Consider the following 22,446-nt stretch of genomic DNA (forward strand, 5'->3'; position numbering starts at 1 on the left):
GGATCGTCCACCGCGACGATCCCGACCCGACAGTGGGTCAGCCGAGCCGGTGAGGGCTCACTTGGTGATGGTGATGGTGTTCCAGACCTCGTCTTGGACCGGGGAGGGCTGGTAGCCCTGCACGCCCTTGCCGAAGGCCAGCGACGGCGGGGCGTGGGTCAGCGGGACGCCGGGGACGAAGTCGGCGATCATCTTGTTGATCTCCTCGTACTTCGCCTTCTGCGCCGCCGCGTCGCCCATCTCGCGGGCCTCCTTCAGCGCCGCGAACAGCTTCTGGTTGTCGAAGCCCCACTCGTTGGCCTTGGTGCCGAAGAAGACGCCGATGAAGTTGTCCGGGTCGTTGTAGTCGCCGGTCCAGCCGAGCAGGTGAATGCCGTGCTTATCGGTTCCCTTGTCGCCCTGGATCAGGTCGAGGTAGTCGGGGCTCCACTTGCTGGCCACCGGATTGACCTTGATGCCGACCGCTTCGAGCTGCGCCTTCAGCGAGGTGTAGATGTCCTCCGGCGACGGCATGTAGGGCCGCGAGACGCCGGTCGGGTAGTTGAAGGTCAGGGTCAGGTTCTCCTGGCCGGCCTCCTTGAGCAGCGCCTTGGCCTTGTCCGGGTTGTAGGCGTACTTCTCGACGTTGCCGTTCCAGCCGGTCACGTTCTCGGGCATGAAGTTGATCGCGGCGACGGTGCCCTCGGGCATCACCTGCTTGATCAGGGCGTCCTTGTCGATCGCGTAGGCGATGGCCTGCCGCACCTTGAGGTCGGAGAGCTCCTTGATCTTCTGGTTCATGCCCAGGTAGAGGATGTTGAAGGCGGGACGCTGCAGGATCTGCAGCCCGGCCTGCTTGAGCCCGGGCTGATCGGCGGGGGCCACCAGGTCGTAGCCGTCGATGTTGCCGGCCTGCAGTTCCTGGGTGCGCGCCTTGGCGTCCGAGATGGTGCGGATGATGACGGTGGAGACCTTGGCCTTCTCACCCCAGTAGTTGTCGTTGCGCTTCAGGATGACCTGCTGGCCGCGTTCCCACTTCTCGAAGACGAACGGGCCGGTGCCGGTCGGATGCGCGGTGGCGTACTCGGAGAACCGCGGATCGCTCTCCTTGCCGGTGGTGTTGTCGGCGTTGTACTTCTTCATCGCCGTCGGCGACTGCATGGAGAACGACGGCAGCGTCATGGCGTCCAGGAAATGCACGAACGGGCTGTTCAGGTTGATCGTCGCCTCGGTGGCCTTGCTGCTCTGGCAGCTCTTGTAGAGCGCCTGGTCGGCCTTTGCGCCGGTCTTGAAGCCGCGCATCAGCTTGCCGTAGTAGTAGGTGATGTTCTCGGACTGGTTGATGCCGGTCCAGTTGAACCAGCGGTCGAAGTTCGCGCAGACCGCCTCACCGTTGAAGTCGGTGCCGTCGGAGAACTTCACCCCTTCACGCAGGGTGAAGGTGAACGACTTGTTGTCGGCCGACGCCTTCCAGGCGGTGGCCAGCAGCGGCTCGAGTTCGGTGGTGCCCGGCTTGGTGCCGATCAGGCCCTCGAACTGCTGGCGGGCGATCCGGAAGGTCTCACCGTCACTGGCCATCGCCGGGTCGAGCATCACCGGATCCGAGGAGGCCGCGAAGACGAAGGTGTCCTTGGTGCCGCCGCTGGCGCCGCCGGCGTCCGGACTGCTGCTCTGACGTTGGCTCTGCGCGCAGCCGCCGAACCCGGCGAGCAACGTGACCGCGGCGGCCACGGCCATCCCGCGACGCGCGGTGATCCGCATAGTCACTTCTCCCATCCTTCCCGACGACGCCTTGCCGCCGCGTGGGGGACGTTAGCGGTCGCGGGTCGGCGCCGGGAGTGAATCGGGAAGAGTGTTCCCAAGCTGTGATGTCGTGGGGACGCGGCGGATCAGCCGAACCAGCGCAGCAATTCCTCGGCGGTGCCGCCCTTCTCGAACAGGCCGGTGACATGGTCGGCAGCCTGCTTCACCTCGTCCGGCGCGCCGCCGAGGGCGACCCCGCGTCCGGCCCAACGCAGCATCTCGATGTCGTTGCGACCGTCGCCGATGGCCAGCACGTCGGCGGCATCAACACCCAGATCGGCGCAGGCTGCGGCCAGGCCGTAGGACTTGTCCACGCCGGGCGCGATGTCGAGCCAGGCGGTGTAGCCGATGAAGTAGCTGACCCCCTCCAGGCCCAGCCGGTGCGCCAGAGCGATGAAGTCGGCCTCGGACGCGTTCGGGTCGCGGACGACGACGCGGGTGACCAGCTCGGAGACCAGCTCGTCACGGTCCACCACGATGAGCTCGCCGGTCAGCTCGCCCTCGGGGAACAGCCGGTTGACGTTGAAACCCTCCTTGCCGACCTCGACGGCCAGCATCGCCTCGGGATGCTCCTCCAGCACCCGGTCGACGACCGTGGTCGGGTCGAAGGTGACCTTCTCCAGCACCTGCATCGGCGGGTAGTTCACCCGGACGGCGCCGTTGGAGCAGACGTGCTGCCCGGGCGGCAGGTCCAGCGCCTCCACCAGCAGCTTGGTTCCGGCCCAGCCCCGTCCGGTGGTCAGCACGATCGGGACCCCGGCGTCCACCACCTTCGAGACGGCGGTGGGAATCCAGTCGGGCATCACCCGGACCTCGTCGATCAGCGTGCCGTCGATGTCCAGCGCCACCAGGCGCGGTCGCCATGCCATGTGCTCACTCCCCTTCTGGTTCAGGCTTTCAGGGCAGCGAGCGAAGGGCAAACCGGGCGTCCAGGCGGCTCGCTCGCCCAGCCGCCCCTAGGTTTCGTCAACTAGCGACCGATTACCGGGCCGTCCGAGGCGGACGAGGCTGGACGTCCGCCACTCGGTCGCGAGTTGACGACGCCGGGCACTTGTTCTCAGGACCGGCACATCTCAACCGACCGGGGTCAGGAACTCCCGTCCACCCAGGTAGGGACGCAGCGCCTGCGGGATGCGCACCGAACCATCGGCCTGCTGATGGTTCTCCAGCAGCAGGATGATCATCCGGGTCATCGCGCACAGCGTCCCGTTCAGCGTCGCCACCGCCTCGGTTCCGGCGTCGGTGCGCATCCGGATGTTCAGCCGGCGGGCCTGGAAGGTGGTGCAGTTCGAGGTGGAGGTGATCTCGCGGTACTTGCCCTGGCTGGGGATCCAGCCGTAGCAGTCGTACTTGCGCGCCGCGCTCAGCCCGAGGTCGCCGGAGGCCACCTCCAGCACCTGGAACGGCAGTTCCAGAGCGGTGATGAATTCCTTCTCGAACTCCAGCAGCTTGCGGTGCAGGGCGTCCGCCTCGTCCGGGTGGCAGTAGACGAACATCTCCACCTTGTCGAACCAGTGCACCCGGAAGATGCCCCTGGTGTCCTTGCCGTAGCTGCCCGCCTCGCGCCGGTAGCAGGGCGAATACCCGGCGTACAGCCGGGGCAGCGTCGCGGCGTCCAGGATCTCGTCGCTGTGGTAGGCGGCCAGCGCCACCTCGGACGTCCCGACCAGGTACAGGTCGTCGGCCGGCAGGTGGTAGACGTCCTGCGCGGCCTGGCCCAGGAACCCGGTGCCCTCCATCGCCGACGGCTTGACCAGCGCCGGCGGCAGGATCGGCGTGAACCCCCACTCGGTGGCCTTGTTCAGAGCCAGGTTGATCAGCGCCAACTCCAGCATCGCCCCTTGTCCGGTGAGGAAGTAGAAGCGTGCCCCGGAAACCTTCGCGCCGCGCTGCATGTCGATCGCGCCGAGCAGCTCACCCAGCTCCAGGTGGTCGCGCGGGGCGAAGCCCTCGGCCTCGAAGTCGCGCGGGGCGCCGTGCTCGGAAACCACCACGAAGTCGTCCTCGCCGCCACGCGGGACGTCGTCGAAGACCGGGTTCGGCAGTGCCAGCATCAACTCGTCGAACCGGGCGCCGGCCTCGGCGGCCGCCGCGTCGGCGGCCTTCACCCGCTCGGCCAGCCCCTTCGTCCGCGCGATCAGCGCCGCCCTCTCCTCGCCCTTGGCGCGCGCCACGTCCTTGCCCAGCGACTTCTGCTCGGCCCGCAGCGACTCGAAGGACGCGATCGCGGAACGGCGTGCCGCGTCGGCCTCGATCAGCCGATCCACCAACGCGGGAGACTCGCCGCGCGCCTCCTGGGCGGCTCGCAGGCGGTCGGGTTCGGTGCGCAACAGTTTCGGGTCGATCACCCGATCAGCCTATCGGCCGGCGCCGGATCCCCCGTCCCCTGCCGGACCGATGCCACAATGACACATGCGTAGCCGCCGTCCGGGTCTCGGCCCCCTCGCGACGATCGCCTTCGGGCTGGGCTTCGCGATCTGGACGGCACTGATGACGTCCGGCGCACTGGCCGGCCTCGATCTCGTGCAGGCCCCCGCGCCGCATTGGCAGCAGCCGATCATCCAGATCGCCGTGGCGGTGGCGATCTTCTTCCACCCCGCGGTGGTCAACTGCGTCCTGGCCGGCATCGCCATCTGGGCGTTCCGGCGCCGGCTGCGCAACCTGACCGTCGGCATCGTGCTGGCCATCGCGCTCGGCTGGGGCGGTCACGAGCTGGCCAAGACGTTGATCGGACGGCTCCGTCCACCCGAGACGTTGACCGAGGTGATCGGCAACAACGGCTTCGCCTACCCGTCCGGGCACATGGTGGGCATCGTCACCGCGGCCCTGGTGGTGATCGCCACGACCACGACCACCAAACAGCCCCGCGCGGTGATCGAGTTCTGGCGCTGGCTGGGGCTGGCACTGATCCTGCTGATCGCCGCGGACCGCTGGGTGCTGCACGCGCACTGGGTCAGCGACCTGGTCGGCGGCGTGCTGTTCGGCGGATTCACCGCGAGCCTGGCGTTGTCCCTGGCCCGGGTGCACATGCAGCCGGAACGACCGACCCGGGCGGCCGCGCTGGCGGCCAAGACCCCGAAGCACTGCGCCATCGTGGTCAACCCGACCAAGATTCCGGACTGGGCAGCCTTCCGCCGGCACGTCGAGACCGGCTGCCGGGACAACGGCTGGACGCCGCTGTTCCTGGAGACCACCCCCGACGACCCCGGACGCGGCATGGCCCGGGCAGCGCTGAAGGCCGAGGTCGACCTGGTGATGGCCGCCGGCGGCGACGGCACGGTGCGGGTGGTCTGCTCCGAACTGGCCGGGACGGGCGTCCCACTGGGGCTGCTGCCCGCCGGCACCGGCAACCTGCTGGCCCGCAACCTGGGCATCCCGCTGGACGAGGCGGAGGCGCTCGAGGTGATCCTGAACGGACGCCGGGACCTGATCGACCTGGTCGAGGTGGTGATCGACGACGACGATCCGGAACACATCGCGGTGATGGCCGGGATGGGCCTGGACGCCCGGATCATGGGCGGCACCGACGAGGGCCTGAAGAAGATCATCGGCCCGGCCGCCTACGTGGTGGCCGCCGGCGACGCGGCCAGCCTGCCGTCCTTCGACGTGACCATCGCGATGGACGACGGTGAGCCGCTGGAACGGCACGCCGGCCTGGTCATCGTCGGCAACGTCGGGCAGCTGCAGGGCAACGTCCAGCTGCTTCCGGACGCCCAGTTCGACGACGGCCTGCTGGACCTGTTCGTCGCCTCCCCGGGCAACGTCGCCGACTGGCTGCGGATCACCACCAGCGTGCTGCTGCCGGTGCCGGAGGCGTCCGAGATCGACCGCGCCCAGGGCCGCAGCGTGCTGATCGAGGCGTCCGAACCGGTCGAATACCAGCTGGACGGGGACGCCGCCGGGGAGTGCCGCCGGATGCGGGCCACCGTGGTGCCGCAGACCCTGGCGGTGATGGTGCCGCGGCGCTGAGCTACCCCGGGGTCGGTCGCACCACCGGGGTGCGCGGCGACCAGGGCACCGCGCCGAGGTCACGGACGCCGTCCGGCAGGTCGTCGACCGCCCGGCTGGACACCCACAGGCAGTGCCCGTCTGCGTCGCTGAGCAACTCGTCGAAACCGGGTCCGCGACCGACCAGCGGCGCGATCGCGGCGACGGACGGGGCCAGCACGATGCTGCGCAGCGTCGGGTCGGAGCCGTCCCGGTGCTCGTCGAAGCCGCCCGGGCGTCCGACCACCAGGAACCGGGTGATGGAGCCCGACAGGTCGTCGATCTCCCGCTCGACCACATGCACGAACGGGTGATCGACCTCGGCCCCCGACGACGCGATCGCGATCGCCGGCACCCCCGCGGCCCGCAACTGCTCCAGCGCATCCGTGGTGGACGCGCAGGGCTGCGGCAGCAGACCCCAGCGCCGGATGAAGTTGCCGCACTGGGCGAGCGCCTGCGGATGGCTGAACACGGTCGCACCGCGCAGCTCGGCGAGCACCACCGGCGCCGCGGCGTAGGCGTCGAACCGGACGGCGACGTCCACCACCCCGCCGGCGACCAGCGGCACGTCGGAGCCGAGCAGGGCCCGCACCGACCGCGACACCAGGCCGGAGGCCGAACTGGTGATCGGCAGCACGCCCAGCCCGCCGTCGCGGGTGGCCTCCAGGACGTCGTCGAAGGAGTCCACCGCCTCCACCAGCACGTCGTGCTCGCCGGCCCCGGCCAGCCCGACCGCGAACTGCCGGGCGGCGTTCTCGGAGAAGGTGCCGGGCGGGCCCAGGTAGCGCAGCGCCAGCCCGCGTGCCCGCACCGGACGGGACACGCCGTGCGGCCAGGCGTAGGCGACCTCGACGGCCCGGCGGAGGCGTTCGATGGTCTCGTCCAGGTCGAGGTCGACACGGATCTCGGTGCGGATCACCACCGCCCGCTGGCCGGTCCGCACCGCCTCGGAGACCAGATAGGCGGCCCCGACGCCGCGCTGCTCGCGGACCACCGAGGCCACCCCGTCGCCGGCCACCGACTCGGGCACCAGGAAACGGATGTCGCGGCGCAGGTAGGCCAGCCAGGAGTCCAGCGCCACCTCCAGTTCGGCGTCCGAGAGCACCTCGACGTGCCCGATCCCGAACCGGGTGCGGACGGCCTTGTTGCGGCGTCCGAGCCGTTTGGCGTTCCGGACGCCGGCGCCGTGCAGCAGCGCCGCCTCACCGCGCGGCCCGACCAGCAACTCCTCCAGCACCAGATGCACCGGGGTGAGATCGACCAGCCGGCCGACCCGCAGCTTGTCCGGACGCCCGGTCGGGTAGAGCCCGACCAGGCCGCCCAGCCGGCGCACCCGGGCCAGCGTGGCCCGCTTCGACTGCCCGGCGGCCAGGGTGGCGGCGGCGGTGTTCCGGACGGTGTCGAAGAGGGCGCCGCTGAACCGGTCGCGGGTGGCGGCGATCCGCTCGACCAGGCCGTCCTTGCTGGTCGCGGCGGCCCGCACCGAGGCGGCGGCGGCGGCCAGTTCGGACGCGGCCGTCGCACCGTCCACACTGGCCTGGACGTGCGCCAGGGTGAGCTCCTGGTTCTCCTCCAGCAGGCTGACCGCCAGCCCGAGCAGCGCCTCGAACAGCGGCGTCCGGGCCGCCCACAGCTCGTCGGTGAGGTCGAGTCCGCTGTCGGCGACCGCGGTGACGAAGCCGAGCAGCGCCTGGTGGGCCAGCGCCAGCACGTAGGTCATGATCCGGTCGTGGCGTTCCGGCGACAGCACCGTGTAGATGCCGCCGCGTCCGGTGATCGCGTCGGCCAGCCAGCCGGTCGCCACCCCGCGCACCTCGGTGGCGCACACCGTCTGGCCGTCCAGCGACCGGGTCGCGGTGTCCATCAGCGGGTGCAGCGCGACCGCCGTCCGGTTCGGCACCGCGGCCAGCACGTCCATCGTCCAGCTGAAGCCCGAGCCGACCATGATGATCGGGGCGTCGGACGGCACCACGGCGTCCACGTCGGCCAACACGCCGGCGGCGGCGGCGTCCGGCACCGCCACGCAGATGATGAAGCCCGGCTCGGTCACCTCGGCGGCGACCTGGTCGAGGGTTCCGGTGGCGACCGGGGCGTCGGCGTAGGCGCCCGCGGCGCCCTCCAGCAGCTGGGCGGAGGCGGCGGTGTCGACCAGCACCACCTGGTGCCAGGGCAGGTCGGCGAACAGATGGTCGGACAGCCAGCGCCCCATGCCGGCGGCGGCGCCGACCACGAGCAGCCTGCTGGGGCCGTCCGGCGGCGCTGACTGGGTCACCGGCTCAGTCTAGGGAACCGCTTCAGCCGGTCGCGACGATGGACGCGGCGGCGCGGTCCATCGCCGCGAAGTGCTGCGATGCGCCCGGATGGTTCGGCCGGATCTCGACGAGGGCGAAGTGCCGTCCGTTCGGCAAGGCCACCAGCAGCATCGACAACTCCGCCCGTTCGACGGTGCCGTCGCCGAGCCCTCCGGTCACCGTGGCGTGCGACCAGCGGGCCGGGAACGACCCGATCGCGGTCTCCGGGTCGCTGCGCAGGTCGGCGACCTGCAGGTCGGACAGGGCGTTGTAGACGCGGCGTCCGAACTCGGCGAGCACGCCGCGTCCGGTGGCGTCCAGATCGCCGGCCACCACGGTCTTCGGCTCCAGATCGGCGACCAGGACGCCGACCGGCAGGTTCTTGTTCTGGCGCCAGCCCGGGTCGTCGGCCACCGCGCCGAGGGTGACCTCGGTGAACAGGCCCGTGGTGGAGGTGGGCTGGGCGAACGTGAACGGCTTGCCCGGCAACTGCCCGGACAGGTACGGCGCGACGGTCAGCCGCCGGGTCAGCGAGTCGACGTCCACCCACCGGGCCGGACGGCTGGGCAGGATCGACGCCGGTCCCGGGGTCGGGGCGGCCACGGTCGGCGCCGGCAGCACGGGCCCCCGGACGGCACCCAGCACGCCCAGCGCCACGGTGATCGCCAGCACGGCGGCAGCCGCCCAGGCCAGGACGCGTCCGGCCCTGCCCCAGCTTGCTGTCGCGTTCATCCGGGGACTCAGGGCGTCGCCGGGCGTCCGCGGAACCGGCGCCAGCCGGCCCGGAACAGTCGCAGCGACGGCAGTTCACCGCCCTCGGAACGCCACCACCAGATCACCCAGACGATGGCGATGATCTGTGCGGCGGTGCACAGGATGTCGCGCATCACGAAGCCGGCCACGAAGACTCCGGGGCCGAACTCGATCACCCGTCCGGTGACGTAGGCCATCGACAGCCAGGCCCCGCGCCACATGGTGATGGCGTCCAGCCGGTTGGCGGCCATCAGCGCCAGCGGCACCCAGGTGATCAGGTCGTACCAGCTCAACGTGTAGGGGGACGTGATCAGCCAGGCGGCGGTCAGCAGGGCGGCGGTGCGGACGGTGATGGTCAACGGATCACGACGCGGGTCGGTGCCGGCCGGCGCCCCGGGAGCGGTCACCCAGGGCAGCACCCGGGACAGCATCCAGGCCACGCTGACCAGGCCGATCATGCCCAGCGTGCTCATCACCCGGCGGGACGCGGCGTCCCCGATGGTGAGCTTGCCGAGCTCGTGCAGCCACTCCGTCCAGGAGCCGGCCGAGACGTAGGAGGTGTTGCGGGCGGCGGCGAACAGCGCCTCGGGCGCGAACAGTCCGTAGCCCAGACCGATGGTCACCGCGGCCGCCAGGCAGAGCTGGATCAGCTTGCGCGGCTGATGCCGATAGCCCCACACCATGGCCAGCCCGTAGTAGACCAGCGACACCTTGACGCACCCGGCCAGCCCGATGCCGACGCCGGCCAGCCAGGCGTTGCGGCGCATGAACCACAGCCCGGCCACCGCGAACATCAGGGTCAGCGGCTCGTTGTGGGCCTGGGCGCAGATCGACCAGATCATGATCGGGTTCAAGATGGTGAACAGCACCGCCCGGGTCTGGAACGCCGGGTCGCCGTGCGCCAGCTTGACCGCGATGAAGGCCACCACCAGGAACGGCACCAGGGCGAACATCTGCAGCCAGAACACCACCTGGTGCATGCTCTCGCCGCCCAGCGTTGCGGCCAGCCACTGGCTGAACGAGGCGATCGGCCCGTAGACCGACGGGGTGTCCTGCCAGGGGGCCTCCACCCAGCGCATCACCGGGTCGAACTCCTGCCGGATGATGTTGGCCGGGGTGATGTCGTACGGGTTCCAGCCCAGCACCATCAGGCGTCCGTAGGCGGCGTACATCAGCGCATCGGCCGAAGTCAGCGGCGGAACCAAGGAGGTGACGGTGCACAATGCGGCGCCCAGCAGGAACAGCCGGTGCACGTTGGGACGCCAACCGCCGTCCACCGCGCGGTAGCAGACCCACAACCCCACCGAACCGGCGGCGATCGCCACCCACAAGGACAGCACCGCGACCCACTCGTTGAGCGAGACGATGCCGGCCGGCAGGTACCACGGGGGCATCAGGCTGCTGCGCGGACCGAGCCGCAGCGCCACCGCGGAGGGGCCCATGAACGCGACGACGATGGTGACCAGCGTGGCGGCGACCATCAGTCCGAGGCCCAGTCGTGCGTTGCTGGTCCACTTCTGATCGAAGATCGCGCGGGCCCGGGCGACCGGCGCGTTCGGCATCGGGGGGCTCCTCGGGGTAGACAGCAGGGCCGAGACTATCGGCCGGGCCGCGCCACACCCCAGTGGATGCGTCGGGTCGAGATCATCATGTTATCGAGGACGGACGCGCCCGGTTCGTGGGGCGCTCGTCAATCAGCGACCGATTCTGGGACCGTTGCGCCTTGGCAGGCGAGACGACTGCCGAATCGGTCGCTATTCCACGGGCAGCGGGGACGCCTGCGCTACGGTGCGGCGATGGACGCCGGAACGAACCTGCTGGACGGCTGGCCGGCGGAGTTGCCGGAGCCGGTGTCGCTGGAACCGTTGGGCGGCGGCTGGGTGGGCAGCACCCGGTTGGCGACCCTGACAGACGGACGCCGGGTGGTGGTCAAGGACTGTCCCTATCCGGCGGCGGGCGAGGCCGACGGGCTGGCGGCGTTGCGGACGGCCGGGGTGCCGACGCCGGACGTCCTGGCGGCGTCCGGAACCCGGTTGGTGCTGGAGTATCTGGACGGCACTCCGGACTGGGCGGCGATGGGCACCGCGATCGCCCGGATGCATCGCTGCACCGGTCCCCGCTACGGCTGGCACCAGGACAACCGGGCCGGACGGTTCCTGCAACCCAATGCCTGGTCGGACGACTGGCCGAGCTTCTTCGCCGAGCACCGCGTCCGCACCCATCTGGACGATCCGTCGGTTCCGCGCGAGCTGGCCCGGCGGCTGCAACGGGCGTGTGACGGGGCGGTGCAGGCGAGGCTGCCCAGCCGTCCGGTGCCGTCGCTGACCCACGGCGACCTGTGGACCGGCAACACCGTCGCCGGGCGTTGGGTGATCGACCCGGAGGTGTCGTTCACCGACCGCGAGCTCGACCTGGTGCACATGCTCGGCCCCAGCCGGAACCCATTCCCGCCCGAGTTCTGGGAGGCGTACGAACACGAGTGGCCGATACCGGACGACCTCGACGAGCGCCGGCTGGTGCTCGGGCTGCACCACCGGCTGCTCGGCGTCCGGCACTTCGGCGACCGCAGCGTCCCCGCGCTGATCGCCGACCTGGACGCCCTGGGCTGGTAGAGCCGCTACTTCAGCAGCTTCGACAGCCGGCGGTCGGCGAGCGGTTTGCCGCCGGTCTGGCACCCGGGGCAGTACTGCAGGGACGAATCCGCGAACGAGACCTCAGCGATCGGCGTCCCGCAGACGTCGCAGGGCTCCCCGGTGCGGCCGTGCACCCGCAGCCCGATCTTCTTCTCGCCCTTCAGTTCCTTCGCCGCGCGTCCGACGGAGCGCTCGATGGCGTCATTGAGTTCGCCCTTGATGGCGGCGAACAGCCGGGCGTGTTCCTCGTCCGAGAGCGCGTTGGACGGCTTGAACGGGCTCAGCTTCGCGGCATGGAGGATCTCGTCGCTGTAGGCGTTGCCGATGCCGGCGATCACCCGCTGGTCGCGCAGCACTCCCTTGAGCTGGGCGCGTCCGGCTTTGGCCAGGATGGCGGCCAGGGCGTCGGAGTCGAACTCGTCGGCCAGCGGATCGGGCCCGAGACTGGCCAGCATCGGCACGTCCTGCGGGTCGCCGACCACGTAGACGGCCAGCTTGCGCTGGGTGCCCATCTCGGTCAGGTCGAAACCGGAACCGTCGGCCAGCACCACCCGCAGGCTGAGCGGTCCCCGTCCGGGCCGGGCCGGCTTGGCCGGCATGGCGTCCCTCCACTGCAGCCAACCGGCCCTGGCCAGGTGGAACACCAACCAGCTGCCGGAGACGTCGATGGCGATGAATTTGCCGTAGCGGCGCACCTCGCTGACCTCGCCGCCGTGCAGGGCGGACAGCGGCAGCTGGAAGGTCTTCAGCGCGCTGAACGCCAGCAGTTCGGTGCGGGCGATGGTGGCGCCGGTCAGCTTGTCGGTCAGGAACGACCGCAGCGCTTCCACCTCGGGTAGTTCAGGCACCGGCGTCCCCCGTTCCCCAGCCGATCGAACCCTGCTCGATCGAACCCCACCCGATCGAACCCTGCTCGGTCAGTTCTCGTTCGGCGGCCCAGTCCGGGCCGGGCAGCGCCAGCGCCTCGTCCAGGCTGGACAGGTACTCGTCGCGGTCGATCTCGATCACCCCGAGCGAACCGAGGTGCTCGGTGCGCCACTGGACGTCGATCAACCGCTCGGGGTTGCCGTCGCGGCGCATCGCGCGGGCCAGCCGGAGCAGCGCCACCTTGGACGCGTCGCGCCCGATCTCCGCGTCGTGGAACATCGACTCGCCGGCGAACAACCCGCCGATCGACACCCCGTAAAGGCCGCCGGCGAGCCGGCCGTCCGGCGTCCAGGTCTCCACGCTGTGCACCACGCCCCGCTCGTGCAGCACGGTGAACGCGTCGATGATGTCGTCGTCGATCCAGCCGTGCGGACGGGACGGGTCGGCGCACCGCGCCAGCACCCGGTCGAACGCGGCGTCCACCGTTGTCAGATACCGTTTCGCCGACTGCCGCAGGGAGCGGGTGACGCGCAGCCCGTCCGGCAGCAGGACGCCGCGACGCATCGGCGACCACCAGCCCATCCGGGCCGGGAACCAGGAGTTGTGCAGGGGCATCGGGAACACGCCGCAGCGGTAGGCCAGCACCACCAGATCGGGGTCGAGCTCGTCGGAGAGCCCGATCAGATCCTGCGCCGGCCAGTCCCGCGACGGTCCGAAGATGCCCGGGCGACTCATTGCACGATTGTGCCATCCGGCGCCGACGATTCCGGGGACGTCAGCGGGTGACCCCCGATGGTGACCCCGGCAGCCGTGAGTAGGGTGGACGGCGCAGTCCGCGACGCCAGGAGTCACCGCATGTCCGATCAGGAACCCAGTTCCTCGCAGGAACCCAGCAAGACCCTCGCTCAGCGTGCTCCCGAGGTGGCCGGCAATGTGCTGCGGCAGATCCTCGAGTTCGCGATCGACGGCAATATGACCATCCCGGGCGCCAAGGACGCCGCGGCCCGGTCGCTGCAGACCCGCGGCGACCACGAGGCCGCGGTGGACTGGCTGATCCGGCAGCACGTCGGCCTGGCCGGGGCTCAGGGGTTCCTGACCAATCTGGGCGGCCTGCTCGCCCTGCCGGTGGCGCTGCCGACCAACCTGGCCGGCCTGGCCATCATCCAGATGCGGATGATCGCGGCCATCGCGCACCTGCGCGGCTACGACGTCAACGACCGCCGGGTGCGGTCGGCGCTGACCCTGGCCATGCTGGGCGAGGACGAGGTGCGCAAGCAGGTGTCGTCCGGGAAGCTGGCCAGCACGCCCATGGGCATCGCGACCGCGCCGGTCTTCGACCCCGCCCTGGAGCATTCGGTCAGCGAGCGCGTCTTCGGCGGACTGGGCGCCAAGATGGCCGGCAAGCATGTCGTGGTGCAGGTGGCCAAGCGGATCCCGCTGGTCGGCGGCGGCGTCGGGGCGGCCGCCGACGGCTACTTCACCTACGCGCTCGGCCAGTACGCGCGGCGCGAGTTCATCCGTCGCCGCGGCTGAGCCTAAGCCGAGGGAGCGCTGATCGTCCGCTGGTTGAGCTTGTCGAAACCCCTTGCCAGAAAGGTCTCGACAAGCTCGACCGACGATGAATCAACGCTTCCTCAGCGCGGACGTTCCCGGCACCAGACCTCGTCGTCGAGCGGATCCGGACCGATCCGGCGACGGACGGGCGGCGCCCCGGTGACCGGCTGATCGTGGTCGATCTCGGTCTGCAACACCCCCTCGCCACGGGTCAGGTCGGGTAGGCCTCGCGCGAACTCGAGCAGTCGCCGGGTCGGCAGGGTGCCCGACAGCACCAGCCGGTCGTCGTGTTGGGCCGTGTCGGCGATCCGACCCTCGTCCTGGCCCAGGGTGGCGGTGACCGCGGCCAGTGCGGACGCCGGAATGTCGAGGGTGAACCGTTCGACGGGTTCACAGACCACCGTGCCTGCGACGGCGAGCGCCTGGTGCACCAGCATCGGTGCCAGGTTCCGGAAGTCCGCGCCGACCGTCGACATGCTCTTGCTGAACTTCTGGTGGGCGTGGCTCTGCCGCGGGTAGTACCCGGTGTGGGTGATGGTGACCACGGCGTCCGGTATCGCCCAGCCGTGCCGGCCCTGGGCCAGCCCGGTCCGGACGCCTTCCCAGGCGGCCTCGAAGAACGCTGGCGGCATCGAGCCAAGTTCCGCCTCCAGGCGTCGCAGCAGCCCCGACCCCGGTGGTGCCGACTCGACCCGGACGCCGAGCGTCGCCAGGTACGGCGTGGCCCGCTCGGTGATCAGCTGCACCGCGGCACCGGCGCCGGCCACCCGCTCGACGTGCACGATGGTGGTGTCGCTGAACCGGGTCGGGACGCCGAACTGCTCGGCCAGCAGGCTGCCGACCACCTCCTTCTGCACCTCCCCGTACAGCGACACCGCCAGTTCGCCCCGATCGGGATCGACCCGCAGGTTGATCAGCGGATCGGACTGCGCCAGCTCGGACAGCGCCCGGTTGAGCGCTCCTCGCTGGCTCGGGTCAACCGGTTCGACGATCGCCTCCAGGCCGGGTGCCGGGAACTCGCGGGTCACCCGTCCGGCGATCGGGGTGCCGATCCAGTCGCCGATCCGCAACGCGTCCGGACCCTGGATGGCCGCCACCTCGCCGGCTCCGACCCGGGTGGCCGGGACGAAACCCTCGGGTGCCGCCCGGCGCAGCGCGGTGATCCGCCGCGGGCGCTCGCCGCCGACCGAAACCCCTTGCCGCAGCTCCAACTCGCCGGCGAAGACCCGCGCCCAGGCCGTCCGCCGGCCCCCGTCGTGGTCGATCTTGAAGACCAGCGCCGACGACTCGGGAGCGGCCGGACGCGCCCAAGACAGCAGCGCCGACAACCCGTCCAGCAGATCGTGGACGCCGGCCCCGGTCAGCGCCGAACCGGCCAGCACCGGCACCAGGACGCCGCGTCCGATCAGCCGCCGGGTGAGCCCGGCGAGCCGCCGCTGGGTGAGCCGGTCGCCGTTCACCACATCGGCGAGCAAGCCGTCGTCGTGCCGGGTGAGCACCTCGATCACCGTGTCGGACGCCAACGGCACCGGCGCCGCGCCGGCGTCCGGACGCCCTTCGGCCTCGGTGCCGGACAGCATCACCACGTCGGGACCGGCAGCGCCGGCGAGCCGTCGGCGCACCTCGCCGACGACCCGGGAACTGTCGGCGCCGGCCCGGTCGATCTTGTTGACGAAGACCAGGGTCGGCACGCTCAGCCGGCGCAGCGCCCGCCACAGCACGACGGTCTGCGGCTGGACGCCCTCGACGGCCGACACCACCAGGATCGCGGCGTCCAGCACGGCGAGGCTGCGCTCCACCTCGGCGACGAAGTCGGAATGGCCGGGGGTGTCGATCAGATTCACCTGGACGCCGCCGCGGACGAACGCCGCCACATTGGTGCGAATGGTGATGCCCCGGCGGCGCTCCAACTCCATCGAGTCGGTGCGGGTGGTGCCGAGGTCGACGCGGCCGAGGTGGCCGATCGTGCCGGATTCGAACAGCAGCCGTTCGGTCAGGCTGGTCTTGCCGGCGTCAACGTGGGCGAGAATCCCCAGGTTGAGAAAGTGCATGTGGGTACTCCAGGACGGGTCGGACGATCAGGGCATGGACGACCCGTGCTCCCATGATCAGACCTCCTTTCCCGTACCCGGTTTCAGTACCCGGACGCCTTTCGACGTCCGCGGCCAGCATCGCAGGCGCCCGCTCCCAATACAAGGCACTACCCGGCCCCACCGAGGTCTAGTCCTCGGCGTGCTCCAGGTAGGCGCCGCCGGCGAACGTCAACCGCTGACGAGTCACCCGGTCACGAAGAGCCTCCAGGTCTCCGCAACTCGTCGCCGAGGCATGCGTTCCTGTCGCAGGCCAATCGATGCCGATCTCGATCGGGAACGTCGCCGGCCACGGCAACCGCAGATCGACCTCGCGCCGAAGCAGATCGTCGCTGGCGACACCATGGCCACCGATCACCTCGATCGGAAGTGGCCCGTCCGGGTCGCGAGCCCACATCCGTCCCGCAGTCGGAGGCCCCTCTTGATCGTCCTCGGTGTACTGGAAGAAGTCGCCCAACCTGATATCGCCCGGAGGAGCCAGGATGATCGTCAGCCGACACCGGATTCCCTGCGCGTCGACCGTCCCCGCAGAGAGGAAGATGACCAGGTCATCGCGGTCGACCAGCACAGCGTCCAGGCAGTCGGTGGTGAACTCGCGCATTCCTACACTCCCCTACGTGTCGTAGCAGCGATGATCTTCATCACCACTGCCGCCGCAACGCGGCTTGGTCGGGCCCCATTCGATGCAGCATTTCGCTACGGTAGCCAACGTCACTGCTCCACACCGACCACCTCCGATATCAGCCAAAAGACATCACTGCACCGCGGCCCGTAGCCGGTCGGCCAGCTCGGCGACCGCGGCTCGCAGTTCGGGTCCTTCTTCGACCCGGAACGGGAACGGAACCTGGGCCAGCCACTCCCCCGCGTACATCTGCGGGTTGCTGGTGGTCCCGGTCAGCACGCATTCGTCGCCGTCGGGTTCCAGGCGTCCCATCGGCGCTCGCAGCCAGGGCCGGACCTGCTCGGCGGGCGCCCGGAACCGCACCCGGGTGGAGAGCTCCCAGCCCTCGCCCAGGCTGCGCTCCAGGACGGCGACGGCGTCCAGGTCGGCGGGCACTTCGGACGCCGCGGTGAGCAGCTCGGCCGCTCCGATCCGGTCCAGCCGGTAGGTGCGCAGCTCGCCCGACGGGATCCGGCACAGCAGGTACCACAGCCCGTAGCGCACCACGACGGCCCACGGGTCGACCTCACTGGTCCACTCGTGCCCGGCCGCGCTGCGATAGGAGATCCGGACCCGGCGCGCCGAGGCGACGGCCTCGACCAGGGCAGAAGCGATCCCGACCTCCGGACGCGGCGCGAGCGAGGGCGCGGCCGCGATGTGCTGCCAGAACTGGCCGGCGGGACGTCCGACCGATTCGGGCAGCGCCCGCAACAGCTTGGCCACCCCCGAGCCGGCCAGGCTGTCCGGCGCCGGCGCCCCGGCCGGCGAATCGAGCACGGCCATCACCACGGCGAGCGCTTCGGGGCCGCTGAACACCACCGGTGGCAGCCGGACGCCCCGTCCGATCCGGTAGCCGCCGTAGCGGCCGGTGGTCGCGCTCACCGGAATGCCGGCGTCGCGCAGCGTGCCGACGTAGCGGCGGACGGCGCGCTCGGTGACGCCGAGCCGGTCGGCTAGTTCGACGGCGCGGATGCCGGGCCGCTGGTGGATCAGGTCCAGCGTGCGCAGCGCGCGGGCGGTGGGGCTGGCGTCCATGCCGGTCATCGTAGGCAGATTGCGGACGCAGAGCGTCCGGATAGACGCCTAGCGTGGCCGCAATCGATCCGAAGGAGAACGCAGTGAGCGACATCGTGTTGATCGGCGGGCTGTGGCTGGCGCCGGACGTCTGGACCGGCGTGACGACCGAGCTCGCCCGGCTGGGCCGCCGCGGCGTCCCGGTGAGCCTGCCCGGCCAGGTCGGCGAGGGGCAGGTCAAGGGCAACCCGGCCACCCTCGACGATCAGGTGGACGCCGCGCTCGCGGCGGTGGACGGCTGTGCGGAGCCTCCGCTGGTGGTCGGTCACTCGGCCGCGGCGTCCCTGGCCTGGATCGCGGCCGACCGCCGTCCGGTGGCCGGCGTGGCACTGATCGGCGGCGTCCCGGTGGCCGACGGCGAGGCGTACGCCGACTTCCTGCCGATCGTGGACGGCGCGATGCCGTTCCCCGGCTGGCCGGCCTTCGAGGGCCCGGACGCCGCCGACCTCGACCCGGCGACCCGGGAGCGGCTGGCGGCGGCGATGATCCCGGTGCCCGAGGGTGTGGCGCTGGGCACCGTCCGGCTGCGGAACGAGGCGCGCTACGACGTCCCGGTCACGCTGATCTGCCCCGAGTTCAGCCCGGACGAGGCGCGCGCCTGGCTCGCCGCCGGCGACCTGCCGGAACTCGCGAAGGTGCACAACCTGACACTCGTCGATCTCGACTCCGGGCACTGGCCGATGGTCACCCGGCCGGCCGAACTGGCCGCCCTGCTGGGGAAGTGCTGATTGACTGCCTCACGGGTCGCGGAACACCCCGTGATCACCGACGCGGCGCCCCCTGCAGCGCAGCTCTGAGTCGACCGTGACGAGTTCGAAGGTGGCCCGACCATCGGGGCTGGCGAAGCTCCACGTCATCTCGAGAACCCCGCGGGCGTGCCGCACCGCCATCACCCGCAATGACGAGGGCCATGCCCGCGACGGGTCCTCCGCGTACGCGGCGCACGCCGGCGCGAACTTCTCCCTGACCACCTGCTTGAAGGTGGCGGCGTGCTCAGGCTTCAGCCGGCGATAGTCGGAGTCGAAGCCGGGTGTGGTCTCGAATTTCACTGTGCGCGGTCGGCGTCGAGCGAGTCCAGGTGGCCGAGGAAGTCGTCGGCCGACTCGTGCGTGGTCACCCGTCCCTGGGCGACGTGATCGTCGACCTCGCGCTCACGCTGCTGCCACTCCGGGCGCCAGAACCAGGCCTGATCGACCGGGACGGCGAGCGTCGGCCGAAGCTCCAGCACGCCGTCCGCCCGCTCGGTGACCTCGACCTGCGCGCCTGGCTGGTCCAGGTGGAGCCGACGTCGCAGTTCCGGAGGCAGGTTGATCACCCCGCGCCGCTGGACGCCCACGTATCCATGCCAGAGAGCCGTCATGACAACCAGTATGCGACGATGCGGCAATACCGTAAAGCTGCACCGCACTCACCTGGCCGGGCGCACGACAGTCGAGCCGGACGTTCACGGCCGCTTGCCCGTCCGGCCACAGCGGCGGCACAGCGGGGGACGATGAATTAAGCACCATGACCACCAGCACCGCACCGTCCGTCCTCGCTCTGCCCACCATCGACCTCGACGAGTTGATCCGTCGCGGCAGCCTGCTCGCCCGCGTCGACCGCAAATACGCGTTGAGTGCGGCGGACGCCGCGATGGCGCTCGAACTGGTGGATCCCGGGACGACCCGGGTGCTGGCGATCGACGGCGTGCAGAACCTGGGCTACACCTCGGTGTACCTGGACTCTGCCGGGCTGGACTCCTTCCTGCTGGCGGCCCGGGAGCGGCGGCGCAGGTTCAAGGTGCGCACCCGGCGCTACGAGTCCAACGGCGCGTCCTTCCTGGAGGTGAAGACCCGCTTCCGGGACCGCACCGTCAAGCATCGGCTGCCCGGCGAGCACCTGCAGGACGGACGCCTCGACGACACCGGGGTGGCCTTCGTGGCCGACACGCTGCGTGGCGCCGGGATCCGTGACGTGACGGTGCGCGCGCTGCGTGCCTCGCTGCGGGTGGACTACCGCCGGGTCACCCTGTTCCACGAGCCGACGGCGTCCCGGGTGACCATCGACTCCGGGCTGACCTGGTGGGACGTCCGCACCGGCGGCTGGTTGAGCCGTCCGGAGTTGGCGATCATCGAGACCAAATCGGCCGGACGTCCGGCCGGCATGGACCGGTTGCTGTGGTCGCTGGACCACCGGCCCGACCGGATCTCCAAATACGCCACCGCACTGGCCGCGATGCATCCGCACCTGCCGTCCAATAAGTGGCGACGAACCTTGAAGGCACATTTCTGAGCGGTCCCACCGGGGCGTCGCGGTGGCAGAACTGCCACCTATTCGGCCACCGCGACGCTGTGCCATCCTCCCTTTCGCCACGGAGAGGAAGGTGTCACCCATGTCCCGATTCCGCCGAGCAGCCGCCGCCGTCGCGCTGGCCGCCCTCACATTCATCGCCGTCAGTCCCGCCACCGCCTCCGCGGCGGTGCCGGAGCATCGTCGCGGCGCGACCCAACGCAGCTACGTGGCGCTGGGCGACTCCTTCGCCGCGGGGGTCGGCGCGGCACCGGCCCTGGACGGCTGCGGCAGTTCCGCGATGGCCTACCCGCGGCTGCTCGCCAAGCTGACCCGGACCAAGCTCACCCTGGCCGCCTGCGGCGGGGCCACCATGGCCGACGTGGCCACCGAGCAGTTGGACGCCCTTGCCCCGTCCACCGACTACGTCACCCTGCAGGCCGGCGGCAACGACATCGGCTTCGTCCCTGTCTTCGGGCTCTGCGCCCAACCCGACAACGACGCCCAATGCGCCGCCGCACTCGGCCAATCGAAGGCCTACCTGGACTCCGGCTTCACCGACAACGCACGTACCCTGATGGCCGCCGTCCGAGCCCGGGCGCCGAAGGCGAAACTGATCGTGGTCGGCTATCCGCGACTGTTCAACGGCACCGACTGCAGCCAGCTGGTCGCCTACAGCGCCGCCGAGCAACAGCTGATGAACGCCACCATCGACCTGCTGAACACCCGGCTCGCCCAGGCCGCGGCACAGGTCGGCGCGTCTTTCGCCAACCCGACCTCGGCGTTCCGCGGGCACGCCTGGTGCGGGCGCCCGTCCTGGATCACCGGCCCGGAGAATCCGGTGGCCTTCCACCCCAATGCGCTGGGCCAACTGCTCGGCTACCTGCCGGTGGTCGCCCGGAAACTCCTCTGACGCCGGCCTTACCGGCCGCGAGCACCGCGGCCGGTAGGGTGCCGCCATGCCGGAACCCCGTTATCGTGTCGCGATCGTCGGCGCTGGGCCGTCCGGCCTGTTCGCAGCCCAGTTCCTGACCGCCCGCGACGATGTCGAGGTCGACATCTTCGACCGGCTGCCGACGCCGTACGGGCTGCTTCGCTACGGCGTGGCGCCCGACCACACCTCGATCAAATCGGTCGCCAACGCGCTGGCCCGGGTTTTCAACAGCCCGGCGGTGCGCTTCCTCGGCCTGGTCTCGTTCGGACGCGACGTGACCCGCGAGGAGCTGCTGGCCAGCTACGACGCGGTGATCTACGCGGTCGGTGCCAGCGAGGACCTGCGGATGGGCGTCCCGGGCGAGGACGCCGCGGGCAGCCGGTCGGCGCGTGAGTTCGTGGCCTGGTACTCGGGGCATCCGGACGCCGAACCGCAGTCGCTGCACGGCGTGACCCAGGCGGTGGCGATCGGCGTCGGGAACGTCGCGGTCGACGTCGCCCGGATCCTGGCCAAGGAGCCGCTGGCCCTCGACCTCACCGACATGCCCGAGGACGTGCTGGCCGAGCTGCGCCGCGCCACCCTCACCGACGTCTGGGTGATCGGACGCCGCGGACCGCAGCACGCCAGCTTCACCACCACCGAACTGCGCGAGCTGTGCCGCACCCCCGGCGTCCAGGTCAGCGTCGAGGAGTCGGCCTTCGACGGCATCGACGAGGCCGCGCTGGACCGACGCACCCGGGCCAACGTGGCGGTGCTGCGCGAGGCGTCCGAGACCGTGGTGGCCGATCCGCGGGTGCGGCTGCACTTCCTGTTCTGGCGGCGTCCGGTGGCGCTGCACGGCGACCCGGTCAGCGGGCTGCTGATCGAGCGGACCGGCCTGGACGCCGAGGGCCGGGTGACCGGCACCGGGGTCACCGAGGAGCTCGACGTACAGCTGGTGCTGCGCGCCATCGGCTACCGCGCCGTCCGGCTGCCCGGAGTGCCGTTCGACGAGCCGCTCGGGGTGATCCCGTCCACGCAGGGGCGGGTGCTGGACGGCGCCGCCGTGGCGCCCCGGGAGTACGTGGTCGGCTGGATCAAACGGGGCCCGATCGGCGTGATCGGCACCAACAAATCGGACGCCCGGGAGACCGTCGAACACGTGCTCGCCGACCTCGACGGACTCGGCCCGCTGCCGACCAGAGTCGACGTCGTGGAGGCCTTGACCGCGCGCGGGCTGGCCCCGTCCAGCTTCGACGACTGGCGCCGGATCGAGGCCGCCGAGGCCAACCGAGGCGCCTCCCACGAGCGGGAACGGATGAAGATCGAGGCCTGGCACGAGCTGTTGGACCTGGTCCAGCGGGAGCGTCCGGGCGGTCCGATCCCGCCGGCCTGAGCGACGCACGCCCGAGTTACCCACAGATTCAAAACTCGTCGGCGGAATCGTCCCGAATCGCCCTTACCGTGTCGGCATGCATCACCTGCGCGTCATCGTCACCGTCGTTCTGGTCGCACTGGCCGGCTGCACCGGCGAGCTGCCGCCGGCGCCGACCCCGGCCGCGCCGGCCGCTAC

Annotated in this window: 20 protein-coding genes; 7 read left to right on the forward strand and 13 right to left on the reverse strand. The window is 70.8% G+C overall.

Translation table 11 applies throughout. The annotated features are described in order from the left end of the window. Positions 1-57: 57 nt before the first annotated feature. The 3 genes from QM582_RS11540 to serS form a co-directional block, all read right to left on the reverse strand. Positions 58-1,740 (reverse strand): ABC transporter substrate-binding protein, encoded by a 1,683-nt coding sequence (locus QM582_RS11540; RefSeq protein WP_415084576.1) that lies wholly within the window; start codon positions 1,738-1,740, stop codon positions 58-60. Between the two features lie 128 nt (positions 1,741-1,868). Then, the gene (locus tag QM582_RS11545; protein WP_415084539.1) at positions 1,869-2,651 is read right to left on the reverse strand and encodes an HAD family hydrolase; all 783 of its coding nucleotides are present in this window, start codon (positions 2,649-2,651) and stop codon (positions 1,869-1,871) included. A 204-nt stretch (positions 2,652-2,855) separates the two neighbouring features. Then, positions 2,856-4,130: a serine--tRNA ligase gene (gene serS, locus QM582_RS11550; RefSeq protein WP_415084541.1), complete on the reverse strand. Its 1,275-nt coding sequence runs from the start codon at positions 4,128-4,130 to the stop codon at positions 2,856-2,858. A gap of 64 nt (positions 4,131-4,194) precedes the next feature. On the opposite strand from serS, the gene QM582_RS11555 reads away from it, so the two are divergent. After that, positions 4,195-5,751 carry a diacylglycerol kinase family protein gene (locus QM582_RS11555; protein ID WP_415084543.1) on the forward strand — a complete coding sequence of 519 codons (1,557 nt, stop codon included), beginning with the start codon at positions 4,195-4,197 and terminating at the stop codon, positions 5,749-5,751. Between the two features lies 1 nt (position 5,752). Here the strand turns inward: QM582_RS11555 and QM582_RS11560 are convergent, their stop codons facing one another. Genes QM582_RS11560 through QM582_RS11570 form a run of 3 tightly spaced genes read right to left on the reverse strand, consistent with a single transcriptional unit; the run spans position 5,753 to position 10,375 of the window. After that, positions 5,753-8,041: a prephenate dehydratase domain-containing protein gene (locus tag QM582_RS11560; RefSeq protein ID WP_415084544.1), complete on the reverse strand. Its 2,289-nt coding sequence runs from the start codon at positions 8,039-8,041 to the stop codon at positions 5,753-5,755. Positions 8,042-8,063: 22 nt separating this feature from the next. Then, positions 8,064-8,792: a hypothetical protein gene (locus tag QM582_RS11565; protein ID WP_415084546.1), complete on the reverse strand. Its 729-nt coding sequence runs from the start codon at positions 8,790-8,792 to the stop codon at positions 8,064-8,066. Between the two features lie 8 nt (positions 8,793-8,800). After that, positions 8,801-10,375: a hypothetical protein gene (locus QM582_RS11570; RefSeq protein ID WP_415084548.1), complete on the reverse strand. Its 1,575-nt coding sequence runs from the start codon at positions 10,373-10,375 to the stop codon at positions 8,801-8,803. 234 nt (positions 10,376-10,609) lie between these two features. Between QM582_RS11570 and QM582_RS11575 the strand changes: the two genes are divergently transcribed. Then, entirely contained in the window at positions 10,610-11,425 is an 816-nt protein-coding gene (locus QM582_RS11575; protein WP_415084550.1) for a fructosamine kinase family protein, read from the forward strand. A 5-nt stretch (positions 11,426-11,430) separates the two neighbouring features. On the opposite strand, the gene QM582_RS11580 is transcribed toward QM582_RS11575, so the two are convergent. Continuing rightward, entirely contained in the window at positions 11,431-12,294 is an 864-nt protein-coding gene (locus tag QM582_RS11580; protein ID WP_415084553.1) for an Fpg/Nei family DNA glycosylase, read from the reverse strand. Continuing rightward, positions 12,287-13,048 carry a leucyl/phenylalanyl-tRNA--protein transferase gene (aat, locus tag QM582_RS11585; RefSeq protein ID WP_415084555.1) on the reverse strand — a complete coding sequence of 254 codons (762 nt, stop codon included), beginning with the start codon at positions 13,046-13,048 and terminating at the stop codon, positions 12,287-12,289. The genes QM582_RS11580 and aat overlap by 8 nt, the downstream gene beginning before the upstream one ends. 120 nt (positions 13,049-13,168) lie before the next feature. Between aat and QM582_RS11590 the strand changes: the two genes are divergently transcribed. Next, on the forward strand, positions 13,169-13,846 hold the full coding sequence (locus QM582_RS11590) for an EcsC family protein (protein ID WP_415084557.1): 678 nt from the start codon (positions 13,169-13,171) through the stop codon (positions 13,844-13,846). Positions 13,847-13,947: 101 nt separating this feature from the next. Here QM582_RS11590 and QM582_RS11595 read toward each other — a convergent pair whose 3' ends face one another. The 3 genes from QM582_RS11595 to QM582_RS11605 all read right to left on the reverse strand — a co-directional run bounded on the left by QM582_RS11595 (position 13,948) and on the right by QM582_RS11605 (position 17,653). Continuing rightward, a complete protein-coding gene (locus QM582_RS11595) occupies positions 13,948-15,918 on the reverse strand; it encodes a GTP-binding protein (RefSeq protein ID WP_415084559.1) in 1,971 nt (656 codons plus the stop codon). Between the two features lie 169 nt (positions 15,919-16,087). Continuing rightward, positions 16,088-16,525, reverse strand: a complete 438-nt coding sequence (locus QM582_RS11600; RefSeq protein ID WP_415084560.1) for a hypothetical protein — start codon at positions 16,523-16,525, stop codon at positions 16,088-16,090. A 186-nt stretch (positions 16,526-16,711) separates the two neighbouring features. Then, on the reverse strand, positions 16,712-17,653 hold the full coding sequence (locus tag QM582_RS11605; protein WP_415084562.1) for a helix-turn-helix transcriptional regulator: 942 nt from the start codon (positions 17,651-17,653) through the stop codon (positions 16,712-16,714). A gap of 83 nt (positions 17,654-17,736) precedes the next feature. Between QM582_RS11605 and QM582_RS11610 the strand changes: the two genes are divergently transcribed. Further along, entirely contained in the window at positions 17,737-18,420 is a 684-nt protein-coding gene (locus QM582_RS11610) for an alpha/beta fold hydrolase (RefSeq protein WP_415084564.1), read from the forward strand. Between the two features lie 9 nt (positions 18,421-18,429). On the opposite strand, the gene QM582_RS11615 is transcribed toward QM582_RS11610, so the two are convergent. Both QM582_RS11615 and QM582_RS11620 read right to left on the reverse strand, forming a co-directional pair. Next, complete coding sequence (locus tag QM582_RS11615) at positions 18,430-18,741, reverse strand: hypothetical protein (RefSeq protein WP_415084566.1); 312 nt, start codon at positions 18,739-18,741, stop codon at positions 18,430-18,432. Further along, entirely contained in the window at positions 18,738-19,052 is a 315-nt protein-coding gene (locus QM582_RS11620; RefSeq protein ID WP_415084569.1) for a hypothetical protein, read from the reverse strand. The genes QM582_RS11615 and QM582_RS11620 overlap by 4 nt, the downstream gene beginning before the upstream one ends. A gap of 146 nt (positions 19,053-19,198) precedes the next feature. Here QM582_RS11620 and QM582_RS11625 point away from each other — a divergent pair, with 146 nt between their 5' ends. The 3 genes from QM582_RS11625 to QM582_RS11635 all read left to right on the forward strand — a co-directional run bounded on the left by QM582_RS11625 (position 19,199) and on the right by QM582_RS11635 (position 22,269). Beyond that, positions 19,199-19,963, forward strand: coding sequence for a VTC domain-containing protein (locus QM582_RS11625; RefSeq protein WP_415084570.1), 765 nt, complete (start codon positions 19,199-19,201; stop codon positions 19,961-19,963). Between the two features lie 100 nt (positions 19,964-20,063). Further along, a complete protein-coding gene (locus QM582_RS11630; protein WP_415084572.1) occupies positions 20,064-20,873 on the forward strand; it encodes an SGNH/GDSL hydrolase family protein in 810 nt (269 codons plus the stop codon). 46 nt (positions 20,874-20,919) lie between these two features. Beyond that, positions 20,920-22,269, forward strand: coding sequence for an FAD-dependent oxidoreductase (locus QM582_RS11635; RefSeq protein ID WP_415084574.1), 1,350 nt, complete (start codon positions 20,920-20,922; stop codon positions 22,267-22,269). The last annotated feature ends 177 nt before the right edge of the window (positions 22,270-22,446 follow it).

Origin of the sequence: Micropruina sp. (assembly GCF_047607385.1) — a bacterium.
Classification (GTDB): domain Bacteria; phylum Actinomycetota; class Actinomycetes; order Propionibacteriales; family Propionibacteriaceae; genus Micropruina.

Bases quoted from the DNA above. Each gene is read 5' to 3' on its own strand.
- QM582_RS11605 (WP_415084562.1), bottom strand. From the start codon at position 17,653: ATGGACGCCAGCCCCACCGCCCGCGCGCTGCGCACGCTGGACCTGATC.
- QM582_RS11630 (WP_415084572.1), top strand. From the start codon at position 20,064: ATGTCCCGATTCCGCCGAGCAGCCGCCGCCGTCGCGCTGGCCGCCCTC.
- QM582_RS11570 (WP_415084548.1), bottom strand. From the start codon at position 10,375: ATGCCGAACGCGCCGGTCGCCCGGGCCCGCGCGATCTTCGATCAGAAG.
- QM582_RS11545 (WP_415084539.1), bottom strand. From the start codon at position 2,651: ATGGCATGGCGACCGCGCCTGGTGGCGCTGGACATCGACGGCACGCTG.
- aat (WP_415084555.1), bottom strand. From the start codon at position 13,048: ATGAGTCGCCCGGGCATCTTCGGACCGTCGCGGGACTGGCCGGCGCAG.
- QM582_RS11540 (WP_415084576.1), bottom strand. From the start codon at position 1,740: ATGCGGATCACCGCGCGTCGCGGGATGGCCGTGGCCGCCGCGGTCACG.
- QM582_RS11565 (WP_415084546.1), bottom strand. From the start codon at position 8,792: ATGAACGCGACAGCAAGCTGGGGCAGGGCCGGACGCGTCCTGGCCTGG.
- QM582_RS11625 (WP_415084570.1), top strand. From the start codon at position 19,199: ATGACCACCAGCACCGCACCGTCCGTCCTCGCTCTGCCCACCATCGAC.
- QM582_RS11555 (WP_415084543.1), top strand. From the start codon at position 4,195: ATGCGTAGCCGCCGTCCGGGTCTCGGCCCCCTCGCGACGATCGCCTTC.
- QM582_RS11620 (WP_415084569.1), bottom strand. From the start codon at position 19,052: ATGACGGCTCTCTGGCATGGATACGTGGGCGTCCAGCGGCGCGGGGTG.
- QM582_RS11590 (WP_415084557.1), top strand. From the start codon at position 13,169: ATGTCCGATCAGGAACCCAGTTCCTCGCAGGAACCCAGCAAGACCCTC.
- QM582_RS11575 (WP_415084550.1), top strand. From the start codon at position 10,610: ATGGACGCCGGAACGAACCTGCTGGACGGCTGGCCGGCGGAGTTGCCG.
- QM582_RS11595 (WP_415084559.1), bottom strand. From the start codon at position 15,918: ATGCACTTTCTCAACCTGGGGATTCTCGCCCACGTTGACGCCGGCAAG.
- QM582_RS11635 (WP_415084574.1), top strand. From the start codon at position 20,920: ATGCCGGAACCCCGTTATCGTGTCGCGATCGTCGGCGCTGGGCCGTCC.